The following is an 11,940-nucleotide window of genomic DNA, read 5'->3' as shown; positions in this document are numbered from 1 at the left end:
CTCGACAGGTGACCGAGATCCCGTCGAAAGTGCTGTCCCACAGCGGATACCTCGCCACCATCTCCCCCGACCGGTGGGTTGACGGCGCGTACACGCTCACCGTCGACGGCACGCCCCAGTCGCAGGTCAACATGGATGACCCCTCCGAACTCTTCTTCGAGTACGTGCGCCGCATGGGCCATGTCATCGACCAGCTTGGGATGCCCGGCGAGCCGATCACGGCCGTGCACCTCGGCGCGGGAGCCCTCACCCTCCCCCGCTACGTCGAAGCGACCCGCCCCGGCTCGCGTCAGCAGGTCATCGAGCTCGAGTCGGACCTCATCGACCTGGTGCGCGCGGAGCTGCCGTGGTCGAAGTCCGCCTCGATCAGGGTGCGCCACGGCGACGCGCGGGCCGTGATGGAGAAACTGCCGCCCGGACTGCACGGCTCCGTCGACCTGCTCGTGGTCGACGTGTTCAGCGGCGCCCGCACCCCCGCGCACGTGACGTCTGTCGAGTTCTACCGCAGCGCGGTCGCGCTGCTCTCGCCCCGTGGCATCCTGATCGCCAACGTCGCCGACGGCCCGGGGCTGGCGTTCGCCCGCTCGCAGGCGGCCACCCTGTCTGCCGTTTCCGGCCACGTCGCGATCCTCGCCGAGACACAGATCCTGAAGGGGCGGCGGTTCGGAAACCTCGTGCTCGTCGGCTCTGCAAGCGAGCTTCCTTTCCACTGGATGCCGCGGCTGCTGGCCGCAGGACCGCATCCGTCGAAGGTCATCGTTGGGCCCGAATTGCGCGAGTTCATCGCGAGCGCCCAGGTCGTGACCGACGAAAGCGCGGTGCAGTCGCCGCCTCCGTCGAAGGGCATCTTCCAGGTCAAGTCCGGCAAGTAGCGCCGCCGCCTGCCGCCCGCGGTCCCATGGGGAGAGGGTGACAGGTGCGCGCGCTGCCGATCTGGGGTGAGATGGAGGCATGCGTATTCGCTCAGCCCTCACCGCCGCCGTGGTCGCGGTACTGCTCGCGGGGTGCGCCACGCAGGCTCCGGGCGAGCTGACCACGCCCACGCCCAGCACTCCCGCTCCCACCGCCTCCGCCGCAGCCGCTGCGGTGCAGCCGGTCGGCGAAACGTCGGTGATTGCCAGCGGGTTGGATGCTCCGTGGTCGATGGTGCGGCTCGACGACGGCTCCACCCTCATCAGCGAGCGCGATAGCCGGCGGGTGTTGGAGCTGACCGCTGACGGCACCGTGCGCGAGGTTGGCTCCGTGGACGGCGCGGCTCCCGGCGGCGAGGGCGGGCTGCTCGGCATCGAGCTCGCGCCCGGCCGCTCCCCCGGGCTGTTCGTGTACCTGACCGCCGCGGACGACAACCGGATCGTGAGGTTTGACCTGGTCGGCGCGACGGGCAGCTATGCGCTGGGCGAGAGCCGCGACATCCTGACCGGAATCAGGAAGGCCGGCAACCACAATGGCGGTCGCATCAAGCTCGGCCCCGACGGCAAGCTCTATGCGACGGTCGGCGACGCCGGCGACCGCGACAGCTCCCAGGATTCGGCGAGTCTGAACGGCAAGATCCTGCGCATGAACATCGATGGATCGGTGCCCGACGACAACCCGTTCACCGGATCGCTCGTCTACTCGCTCGGCCATCGCAACCCGCAGGGCCTCGCGTGGGATGGCGAAGGCCAGCTGTGGGCCGCCGAGTTCGGGCAGAACACCTGGGACGAGTTCAACATCATCCGGCCCGGGGCCAACTACGGTTGGCCAATCGTCGAGGGCGCATCGGATGACCCGACCTTCGTGAACCCCGTTTACCAGTGGGCGACGGATGACGCGAGCCCCAGCGGACTGACGTGGGTGGGCGGCACCTTCTTTATGGCGGGCCTCGGTGGCGAGCGCCTGTGGGCGATCAACCCCGGTTCACCGACGACCGCGATGGACTTTTTCGCGGACAGCTTCGGGCGCATCCGCGATGTGATTCCCGGCCCGGATGGCTCGCTCTGGATGTTGACCAACAACACCGATGGTCGTGGCTCGCCGCGCGAGAGGGACGACCGGATTCTGCAGGTCGAGCTGGCGCCCGCGAGCTAGAGCGAGGGTCGTTCCACGAAGAACTCGGTGAACTCGCGGCAACGCCCGTCATCGTCGAAGCGCATCAGGAAGCAGTTGTCGTAGACGCGCATGATGGGCCCATCGGGCACGTCCCGGTATTCCGAGACGCCTCGAGCGACCACCACGTCGCCGTCCACCGCGACGGGCTGGTACCGCGCCTCGAAGGTGCCGGGCTCATCGCGCGTTGACGGGGAGTCGTCAGCCTCGCCCTCATCGAGCCAGGATGCGACGACCGCCGCCCTGCCCCTGATTGGCTCGTCGTGCGGGTGGTAGCGATACTCGATGTCTTCGCTGAACAGAGCGCCGATGTCGTCCGGGTCGTACGAGACCCAGGCCGCGATGTAGTGGTCGAGCCATTGCTGAACCTGTGCGTGATCCATGGTTCAACGGTACTCCGCGGGCTGCCGAGGGGCCAGAGTGCGACCCCCGGCGCCCCCGCCCCCATCCAAATGAAGGAGATTTCTGCGAAAAGGGCTGTGGGCGGCCCGAATCCGAGGTTGAGGGCGAAATCTCCTTCATTTGGATGCAGCGGGGGCGGAAGCGTCGGCGGCTCGGGTTAACCTCGAGGCATGGCTGAGTTGAGCAGGGTACGGACGTGGGCGGCGGCCCTCATCGACCTGCACCTCGACCGCAGCTGGAGTTTCGAGTTCGACAACGCGAAAACCCGCGCCGGGCTCTGCAACTACACCCACAAGCGCATCAGCGTCTCGAAGTATCTCGCCGCGAAGTATGAGGATGACGAGATCCACCAGGTGCTGCTTCATGAGGTGGCGCACGCGATGGCGGGCACCCGCGCCGGGCACGGACCGCAGTGGAAGGCGATCGCGTCAGACCTCGGCTACGAAGGAAAGCGGCTGCACGACGGCGCGATCGCCAACGAGCTTGCACCATGGATGGGCACCTGCCCGGCTGGGCACGTGCACTACCGGTATCGCAAGCCCACCCGTGCCCTCGCGTGCGGACGGTGCTCGAAGAAGTTCAACGCGGCGCACACGATCGGCTGGGTGAAGAGGTAGCCCCTAGCCGAAGTGCTGGTCGAATGCTGCGGCGATGTTCTTCCAGTGGCCCAGCATCATCCTGCGCTCGTCGCGGTTGGCGAGCTTGTCCTGGTGGATGCCGATCGTGGTGCCCGTGATGGTTTCCTTCACGGTCAGCTGGATGATGGCGTCATGCGGCCAGTCGCTGGGCTGCCACGAGATTCGCAGCTTGGAGTTCTCGGTGTAGCTGCGGATCGTGCCCTTCACGCCATCCTTGGTGGCGTACTCGGCTCCCTTCTCGGTCGGCAGCGCGTCGATCTCGCCCAGCCAGGTGGCGAGGCCGTCACCGAGCAGGTACTGCCACACGACGGGTAAGGGCGCGGCAACGGTCGTGCGCACCCCCAGCTCCCAGCCGGCGTCTTTCGTCTTGCCCGTTGTGTCGCTCATGTAACCAACTGTATTGGTTACCCGCGCCCTATATTGGGTGGGGTGGGCACAGAGGCTGGGCAGTGGTTTACCAGTGGCGACGGCCATCGGTGGCATTTCGACGCCGGATCCCTGGCTCTCGACTTCGCGTATACCGGGCCCATGGACGGCACTCCCGCCCAGGAGACCATCGATTCCCCCACCGACCTGGCCGGCTGGCTCGACGAGCGATTCCCCGAGGTGGATGGCACGGCCACCGATCGCGACCTCGTCGACGCTCTCACCCTCCGTGCCGTGATCGCGCGCTCGGCGATCGCGATCAGCCGGGGGCTGCGGCCCGCGGAGGACGACGTGGACGTGATCAACCTGTTCGCGGCGACCCCGGACATCCCACCGGCGCTGGCGGGCGGACGCCGTCAGGCTGGTCGCGCACACGCGCGGGTGAGCCAGACCCTGTCGGTGATGGCGCGCGAGGTGGTGGAGCTGTTCTCGGCAGACCGGGCCGACCGCATCCGGCAATGCTCAGCCGACGACTGCCAGCTCATCTTCTACGACGAGTCGCGCTCCAACAACCGGCGATGGTGTTCGATGCAGCGGTGCGGCAACCGCGCCAAGGTGCGAGCACACAGGGCGCGGTTGCGGTGATCACTTACGCGGAGACGTTGAACCCGACTGCGTGCAGCACCTCATCGCGCGACGACGGACCGATGAGCAGCTCGAAAGCGCCAGGCTCGACCACACGCTGACCCGCGGCGTTGATGATCGAACAGTCGGCGACGGGCAGTCCCAGCTCGACGATGGTCGTCTCGCCCGGCGCGAGGTCGACGTGACGATACGCCTTCAGCTCCTTGTCAGCCCAGCTGGCCGAGGTTACAGAGTCACGCACGTAGACCTGCACGATCTCGTGCGCGGAGCGTGAGCCCGAATTGCGCAGTCTGATCGTGGCCCGCACCGTGTCGGCAGCTGTCACCTCGGGGGTGACGATTGTCGCCTCGTCGTAGTCGACTGTCGTGTACGACAGACCCTCACCGAAGGCATAGGCCGGGCTCTGGGTGAGGTCGGCGTAGCGATCGCCATGCTGTCCACGAATCTGGTTGTAATAGGTGGGCTGCTGGCCGACGTGCCGCGCGAACGAGATTGGCAGTCGCCCCGACGGCTCGATGTTGCCAAGCAGAAGCTCGGCAATTGCGCGGCCGCCCTCCATGCCGGGGTTCGCAACCCAAACGAGGGAGGCGTCCCGAACTGCATCGGGCAGCACAAGAGGCTTGGACGCAAGGAGAACGATGACGAGGGGGGTGCCCGTGGCGGCCAGAGCCTCCAGGAGCGCTCGCTGACTTCCGATGAGCTCGAGGGTTGCCGTTGAACGCCCCTCCCCGACCAGCTCGATCCGGTCGCCGACCACCGCCACGACGACATCGGCTTGGGCCGCAGCCGCGACAGCTTCGGCGATCTTCGCCTCGTCGACCTCGGCAGGCACGACGACCTTCGGGCGGGGTTGCCCGTCAGGGAAGTGCGACCCTGCCGGGTCGTCCGCAAGGGTAAGGATGTCGGCGCCCTCGGCGTGGGTGACGGTCCAGTCGGCCGGCACCAGAGCTCGCAGGCCGTCGAGCACCGTGGTGATCTGCGCGCGCGGCTGGCCGTTGTCGAGCCAGTCGACCTGACCGGACGATCCGGCCCAGTCGCCGAGCTGGGTCTGTGCGTCGTCGGCGAGGGGGCCAACTACTGCGATCCGCAGTGCGCGATTCTCCTGCAGGGGCAGGCTGCCGTCGTTGCGCAGCAACACCAGCGAGCGGCGGGCTACGTCGAGGTTGAGCGACGTGTGCTCCGGTGCGGCCATCACTGACTCGATGACAGCGGGGTCGGGCAGCCGCGGGTTCTCGAAGAGCCCGAGGTCGAATTTGAGGGTCAGGATGCGCGTTATCGCGCGGTCGAGATCGCTCTCGTCGAGCAGGCCCTGCTCCACGGCATCCAGTGCGCCCTGGAAGAAGTCCGGCGTCGTCATGACCATGTCGTTGCCGGCGAGGATGGCGGCCGCTGCGGCGTGCATGTGGTCGGGCTGGACTTTCTGCTCCCACACCATTCGGCCGACGTTGTCCCAGTCGGTGATGAGGGTGCCCTCGTAACCCCACTCGCCTCGGAGCACGTCGTTCAGCAGCCAGTTGTTGAGGGTGGCGGGCACGCCGTCGGTGGTCTGGTAGCCGATCATAAAGGTGGCACAGCCCGCCCGCGCCACCCGCTCGAAGGGCGGCAGGAACCAGGAGCGGAGCTTGCGCTGCGAGATGTCGGCCTCGCTGGCATCACGCCCACCCTGAGTCTCCGAGTACCCCGCGAAGTGTTTCGCCGTCGCGAGGATCGCGGTGCGGTCGCCAAGTCCGTTGCCCTGGTAGCCGCGCACCATCGCTGCGGCCAGCTCGCCGATCAGGTACGGGTCCTCGCCAAACGTCTCATCGACTCTCCCCCAGCGCAGGTCACGCGCAATGCACAACACCGGCGAGAAGGTCCAGTGGATGCCCGTGGCCGCCACCTCGACGGCCGTTGCACGCGCCACTCGCTCGACCAGCTCCGCGTCCCACGTCGCCGCCATGCCGAGCTGGGTGGGGAAGATCGTTGCCCCTTCCCAGAAGGAGTGACCGTGGATGCAGTCTTCACCGACGATAAGCGGGATGCGCAGGCGCGACTCGTCGGTCAGCTCGGCGGCGCGCAGTACCTTCGCGGGCGATGTGTGCAGGATCGACCCGGCGTGCCGGTCGAGCACGATGTGCTCGAGCCCATCGCGGGCATCGAACTGCATCATCTGGCCGACCTTTTCGGCCAGTGTCATGCGGCCGACCAGGTCGGTGACTCGCTGCGGGGTCGGGATTGTGGGGTCCAGGTATGGGACATCCGTGGTGATCTGGATGGTCATCGTGTTTCTTTCGTGGTGGTGTTGGTACGGACTGCGGTGACGGCGTCGTTGATGTTGAGGCCCTTTTTCTTCATGGCCCGCGCCCTCTCGCCGGCGGAGCGCAGGCGAGGATTCACGTACTCGTCGATACCGAAGTTGATGAGCGACAGCGCGACACCGATGGCCGCGATGCAGAGTCCCGGGGGCAGGTACCACCACCACTGGTTCTGCCGGAACGCACCCTGCGCGCTCGCCCAGTTGAGGATCGTGCCCCAGTTGTAGGTCGTCACTGGGATCACACCGATGTACGACAGTGTCGTCAGGCCGAGGATGGCAGCGGTTACCGTGCCGACGAAGCTCGCGGCGATGAGCGCCATGAGGTTCGGCAGCATCTCGACCGCGATGATCCGACGCAGCGGCTCGCCATTGGCGCGCGCGGCCTGGATGAAGTCGCGGTTACGGAGCGACATTGTCTGCGCGCGCAGCACCCGTGCGCCCCATGCCCAGCCGATGAGTCCCAGCACCGCGGCAATAACGAACAGCGGCGGATTGTCGAACATCGACGCGACGATGATGATGAGGGGGAGCCCAGGGATCACGAGGAAGACGTTCGTGAGAGCCGAAAGGGCTTCGCTGCGCCATCCGCTCAGATACCCGGAGATCACGCCGACGATGATCGCGATGAGCGTGGCGATGATGGCTGCCAGGAAACCGACGACGATGACTCCCCGTGTGCCGTGGATAACCTGGCTCAGCACGTCCTCGCCGATGTGGGTCGTGCCCAGCCAATGCTCGAACGACGGCGCCTGGAATCGCGCCGTGGGGTCGACCTTGGTTGGTGAGTACGGCGCGAGCACGTCGGCGAAAATCGCGACCAGCACGAAGAACCCGAGGATGGAGAGCCCGGTGATCGACTTGCGATTGCGGAACATTGCAAACGCGGCGCCAAACCGGGAGCGGGCGGTCGAACGGGTGATGATGTTCAATGGAGCAGTCATGGCTTAGGCACCTGTCTGGCGTGTACGTGGGTCAAGAAATGCGTAGGCGACGTCAGCGAGAATGTTCGCGACGAGCACGGAGAGCGTGATCACCAGGAAGACTCCCTGCATGAGCGCGTAGTCCTTCGCGTTCGTCGCGTCGAGCAGCAGCTTGCCCACCCCGGGGTAGCTGAACACCATCTCCATCACGATCGTGCCGCCAACAATGAATCCGATCGACAACGCGAAGCTCTGGATCTGCGGGAGCACCGCGTTGCGGGCTGCGTAGCCCCACAAAACACGCCGGTTTGTCATGCCCTTGGCCTGCGCGACCGTGATGTAGTCCTCGTCGAGCACGGTCAGCATCATGTTGCGCATTCCGAGCACCCAGCCGCCGAGGGAGGCGATGACGATTGTCATGGCCGGCAGGAATCCGTGATGGATGACCTGACCGATGAACTCGAATGACAACTCCGGGCTCCACCCGACCCCGTAGGCCTTGCCGATCGGGAACCACCTGAGATTGACCGAGAACAGGGCGATCGCCAGCAGCCCGAGCCAGAAGTAGGGAATCGTGCTGAGGAAGGTCGTGATGGGGATGATCGCGTCAAGCCTGCTGCCGCGTCGCCAGCCGACTATCGCACCGGCGATCGTGCCGATCGCAAACGAGACTATCGTCGCGAACCCCACGAGTCCGATGGTCCACGGGAGCGCCTGGCTGATCACCTCGGTCACCGGCCGAAGCCCGTGCAGGAGGGAGACGCCCAAGTCGCCCCGCACCAGAAGTGACCAGTAATCGATGTACTGCTGGAAGAGCGACTTGTCGGTGTCGAGGCCGAGGAGTGCGCGCAGTCCGTCAGCGGCCTCCGGGCTGATGTTCCGGTTGCGAGCGAGGTAGGCGGAGACAGCGTCGCCCTTCATCAAGCGCGGAAGAAGGAAGTTGATGGTCACCGCGGCCCAGAGCGTGAAGGCGTAGAACAGGGCGCGTCCGCCGAGGAACCTCCACGGAACACGAACGCTTCCCTTGCTGGCGGTGGTCGCGGTTGTGCCGACCTCGAGCGCGTCGTAGTCCTCCGTGTGCAACGGGGTCTGAATTGCATTCATCGCGCGCCTCCTTCGGCGTCGGAAATCGATGCGAAGAACTTCTCGGGGTCCGGTGATGCGGCCCGCAGCTCCTGCGTGTATGGATGAGACGGGCGAAGGATGACATCGTCGGCCGTGCCGCGCTCCACGATCCGGCCCTGATTGAGAACGATGATCTCGTTGCTGAAGTGTCGGGCGGTCGCGAGATCGTGGGTGATGTAGAGCACGCCCAGTCCTTCCTCGCGCTGAAGATCGGACAGGAGGTTCAGCACGCCGAGGCGGATGGAAACGTCGAGCATCGACACCGGCTCATCCGCGACCAGGATCTTCGGTCGGGAGGCGAGCGCACGGGCAATAGCGACGCGCTGTCGCTGGCCACCGGAGAGTTCGTGGGGTCGGCGATCGGCCGCGGAAATAGGCAGTTGCACCCGCTCGAGGAGGCGGCGCACCTCGGCCTTCAGCTCGTCCCTGGGCACGACCTGGTCGAGGCGTAGCGGGCGCTCGATGTGGTGCCGCACGGAGTGGTAGGGGTTGAGCGATGCGAACGGATCCTGAAACACCATGCGCAGCTGCTGGCGATAGCGACGCAATCCACTCCCGTGACGAGGGATAGGCCGCCCGTCGAGACGCACCTCACCACTCGTCGCCGTCTCAAGCTGAGTGAGGATCTTCGCGATCGTGGACTTTCCGCTACCGGACTGGCCAACGACGCCGATCGTCTGCCCTGACTCGAGCGTGAAAGACACGTCGTCCAGAGCCTTGATCTGCCCTGCGCCGCGCACGGAGTAGACCTTGGTGACGGAGTCGAATTCGAGGAGGGTCATCGCTTGACCAGGCCTTTCTCGCCGGTGAGCCGAGGGAAAGACGACAGTAGCTTCTTCGTGTATTCGTCCTGTGGGTTGTTCCAGATCCGCTCCGCCGTCGCGAGTTCGACGATCTCCCCTTCGCGCATGATCGCAATGCGATCGCTGATCTCGAGCAGGAGGGGCAGGTCGTGTGTGATGAAGATGACGGAAAAGCCGAACTCGTCGCGCAGGTCGGAGATCTGGCGCAGGATTTCGCGCTGGACGAGCACGTCCAGCGCGGTCGTCGGTTCGTCCATGACCATGAGCTGCGGGCGCAGTGCGAGCGCCATGGCGATCATGACGCGCTGGCGCATGCCGCCCGAGAGTTCGTGAGGGAAGGAGCGGCGACGCTGCCCGCCGACCTTGACGATGTCGAGCAGTTCGACGACGGCCTCTCGTCGCTGCGCCTTCGACATGTTCGGGCGGTGAACCTCGAAGACGTCCTCCAGCTGAGACCCGATCGTCGCGACGGGGTTGAGCGCGTTCATGGCGCCCTGGAACACCATCGAGATCTTGTCCCACCGGAATTGGCGCATGTCCTCGACACCGAGGCCGCTGATGTCGATGTCGTCGCCTGAGGCGTCGTGGAAGACGACGGATCCGCTGGTGATCACGGCGGGCGCCTTGAGGAGACGCTGGATGCCGTAGGCCAGCGTGGTCTTGCCACACCCGCTCTCGCCCGCGAGGCCGAGGATCTCGCCCCGCCGAAGCTCGAAATCGATCTTCGTCACGGCCTGTACCGGAGGGTCGACGTCGTAGATGACGGAGAAATTTTGGACAGAAAGAAGTGCATTACTCACGGCTGATGGTCGCTCTCATGATGCTGGCGCGCAGGCAGGGCGGACGTACTGGGTACATCCGCCCTGCCTGCTTCGGATCAGTTGACGGGCTTGAGCTTCGTCAGGATCTGCAGGACGCCCGGCTGCGTCGGGTCCGCCGACGCATACTGGTCATCCGTCGTCGGGAAGCCCACGTAGTTGCGCGTGTTGTACTCGCCCAACAGGGGGTGGGATCCCAGCGGAATCGCTGGGACGTCGGTGACGAACGCCTTCTGCATCACAGCGAGCGCTGCCGCACGGTCGGCCTCTGACGAAGTCGCCGCATACGTGTTGAGCGCCTCGGTCACAGCGGGGTCGTTGTAGCGACCGAAGTTGAACTGTGCCTTGTTGTCGACGATCCACTTGGGATCCATCGTCGAGGTGTACAGACCGTATGCATTGCCGGTGTCTTCGAGCCAGTGGATGATCGCCTGGAAGGTACCTTCCTGACGTGCGGCATCCCAGCCGCCCCAGTCAGGCTGGTCGACCTTGACGTCGATGCCGAGGCCTTCCTTGAGTTCCTCAGCAATGAGCGCCTGCTCGGTGTTCCAGTCGCTCCATCCCGAGGGGACGGATAGCGAGAACGACACGGGCTCGCCGTCGGGGTCGATGAGCTTGTCGGACTGCCAGGTGTAGCCGGCGTCGGTCAGCACCTGCCGGGCCTTGTCGACATCGACCGAGTAGTTTTCGTTCTTGTATTCGGGGAGAATCTCATCGTCGAGCAGGGTACTGAGTCCCGTCGAGCTCCAGATCACCGAGCTCGCGCCTTCACGGGCGATGTCGACGTAGGCCTGGCGGTCGATGGTCCATGCGAGCGCCTGACGCAGTGCCGGGTTGTTGAACGGCTTCGTCTGGAGGTTCATGAACAGCGTTCCGGCCCCCGAAGTGGGCGAGGCGAGGAAGTGGTTCTCCTCATCGGCGGCGAGGTAGCTGTCCTGGATTTGCGGAATGAACGCCTGGGCCCAGTCGGCATCTCCGGATACGAGCGCTGTCGTCAGTGCGGCGTTGTCGCCGTATGAGACGTAGTTCAGCGTGGGAACCGCGAGTTCGCCACCCCAGTAGTCGGGGTTGGCCTTCAGAGTCACAGACTCGGTGGACCAGTTGTCGAGCACGTACGGTCCGGTACCGACGACGAGTCCCTCGTCGGTGAGGGGGTCGGTGTTGGGGTCGGCGATGTCTGCCCAGATGTGCTTCGGCACGATCGGCGTGTGAAGCACGCGAGCCTGTGCGGTGAACTTCGGGTTGCCGAACGTGATGGTGACAGTGTCGCCGTCCGCGGTGACGTCGGTAACGTTCAGTCCCGCGCCATCGGTGATGGTGCCGCTTTTGTACATGTCGAAGGTGAACACGATGTCGTCGGCTGTGAACTCGGTGCCGTCGCTCCAGTTGACGCCGCTACGTGGCACGACAACGAGCTGCGTGTAGTCGTCGCTCCACTCAACGGACTCGGCCAACCAGGGTGTCGTGTTGAGGTCGCCCGTGGGGTTCACGAGGGCGAGCGGTTCGAAGATGACCTTGCCGTATGAGTATTTGGACGCCGACGAGTCGCCGAGGAACGGGTTGTGCGACTCGGTGGTGATGGCTCCGTCGGGCTTCGCGATCGTGAGGGCCGCGCCCGAACCGGACGAGTTGGGTGCTCCTGAACCGGCACAGCCGGTGAGCATCAGGGTCGCGGCCAAACCTACGGCGACGACGGTGGACACAAGCTTCATTGCTTCTCCTTAGTGGTGGCATCCCGCGCCCTCGCTTTTTGGTGAGAAAGCGATGTCTCAGCGCTGAGAGTGATTGCGCGTTTAACTTACAGTCCAGTAAGCAAGTTAATCAAGCGCGTTGAAATAGTTG

12 protein-coding genes are annotated in these 11,940 nt (G+C 65.3%); 4 read left to right on the top strand and 8 right to left on the bottom strand.

Annotated elements, in window-relative coordinates:
* Window positions 1–8 precede the first annotated feature (8 nt).
* Window positions 9–872: a spermidine synthase gene (locus QMG83_RS02655; protein ID WP_283503817.1), complete on the top strand. Its 864-nt coding sequence runs from the start codon at window positions 9–11 to the stop codon at window positions 870–872.
* 79 nt (window positions 873–951) lie between these two features.
* A complete protein-coding gene (locus tag QMG83_RS02650) occupies window positions 952–2,067 on the top strand; it encodes a PQQ-dependent sugar dehydrogenase (RefSeq protein WP_283503816.1) in 1,116 nt (371 codons plus the stop codon).
* Here the strand turns inward: QMG83_RS02650 and QMG83_RS02645 are convergent.
* Entirely contained in the window at window positions 2,064–2,468 is a 405-nt protein-coding gene (locus QMG83_RS02645; RefSeq protein ID WP_283503815.1) for a nuclear transport factor 2 family protein, read from the bottom strand. The two genes, QMG83_RS02650 and QMG83_RS02645, sit on opposite strands and share 4 nt — an antisense overlap.
* 189 nt (window positions 2,469–2,657) lie before the next feature.
* Between QMG83_RS02645 and QMG83_RS02640 the strand changes: the two genes are divergently transcribed.
* Window positions 2,658–3,104 (top strand): SprT-like domain-containing protein, encoded by a 447-nt coding sequence (locus tag QMG83_RS02640; protein ID WP_283503814.1) that lies wholly within the window; start codon window positions 2,658–2,660, stop codon window positions 3,102–3,104.
* Window positions 3,105–3,107: 3 nt separating this feature from the next.
* Here QMG83_RS02640 and QMG83_RS02635 read toward each other — a convergent pair whose 3' ends face one another.
* Complete coding sequence (locus tag QMG83_RS02635; RefSeq protein ID WP_283503813.1) at window positions 3,108–3,512, bottom strand: SRPBCC domain-containing protein; 405 nt, start codon at window positions 3,510–3,512, stop codon at window positions 3,108–3,110.
* Window positions 3,513–3,554: 42 nt separating this feature from the next.
* Between QMG83_RS02635 and QMG83_RS02630 the strand changes: the two genes are divergently transcribed.
* Complete coding sequence (locus QMG83_RS02630) at window positions 3,555–4,136, top strand: CGNR zinc finger domain-containing protein (protein ID WP_283503812.1); 582 nt, start codon at window positions 3,555–3,557, stop codon at window positions 4,134–4,136.
* Between the two features lie 4 nt (window positions 4,137–4,140).
* On the opposite strand, the gene QMG83_RS02625 is transcribed toward QMG83_RS02630, so the two are convergent.
* The 6 genes from QMG83_RS02625 to QMG83_RS02600 form a co-directional block, all read right to left on the bottom strand.
* Entirely contained in the window at window positions 4,141–6,396 is a 2,256-nt protein-coding gene (locus QMG83_RS02625; protein WP_283503811.1) for an exo-beta-d-1,3/1,6-glucosidase, read from the bottom strand.
* Window positions 6,393–7,373 (bottom strand): ABC transporter permease, encoded by a 981-nt coding sequence (locus tag QMG83_RS02620; RefSeq protein ID WP_283503810.1) that lies wholly within the window; start codon window positions 7,371–7,373, stop codon window positions 6,393–6,395. Before QMG83_RS02620 ends, QMG83_RS02625 begins: the two co-directional genes overlap by 4 nt.
* Window positions 7,374–7,376: 3 nt before the next feature.
* Window positions 7,377–8,456 (bottom strand): ABC transporter permease, encoded by a 1,080-nt coding sequence (locus QMG83_RS02615; protein WP_283503809.1) that lies wholly within the window; start codon window positions 8,454–8,456, stop codon window positions 7,377–7,379.
* On the bottom strand, window positions 8,453–9,259 hold the full coding sequence (locus QMG83_RS02610; protein WP_283503808.1) for an ABC transporter ATP-binding protein: 807 nt from the start codon (window positions 9,257–9,259) through the stop codon (window positions 8,453–8,455). Before QMG83_RS02610 ends, QMG83_RS02615 begins: the two co-directional genes overlap by 4 nt.
* The gene (locus QMG83_RS02605; RefSeq protein WP_283503807.1) at window positions 9,256–10,080 is read right to left on the bottom strand and encodes an ABC transporter ATP-binding protein; all 825 of its coding nucleotides are present in this window, start codon (window positions 10,078–10,080) and stop codon (window positions 9,256–9,258) included. Before QMG83_RS02605 ends, QMG83_RS02610 begins: the two co-directional genes overlap by 4 nt.
* A 77-nt stretch (window positions 10,081–10,157) precedes the next feature.
* Entirely contained in the window at window positions 10,158–11,810 is a 1,653-nt protein-coding gene (locus tag QMG83_RS02600; RefSeq protein WP_283503806.1) for an ABC transporter substrate-binding protein, read from the bottom strand.
* Window positions 11,811–11,940 lie beyond the last annotated feature (130 nt).

This window comes from Salinibacterium sp. G-O1, assembly GCF_030063305.1.
Classification (GTDB): Bacteria; Actinomycetota; Actinomycetes; order Actinomycetales; family Microbacteriaceae; genus Rhodoglobus.
Note: the sequence above shows the minus strand (reverse complement) of the source record. Positions and strands in the feature narration are given on the sequence as shown.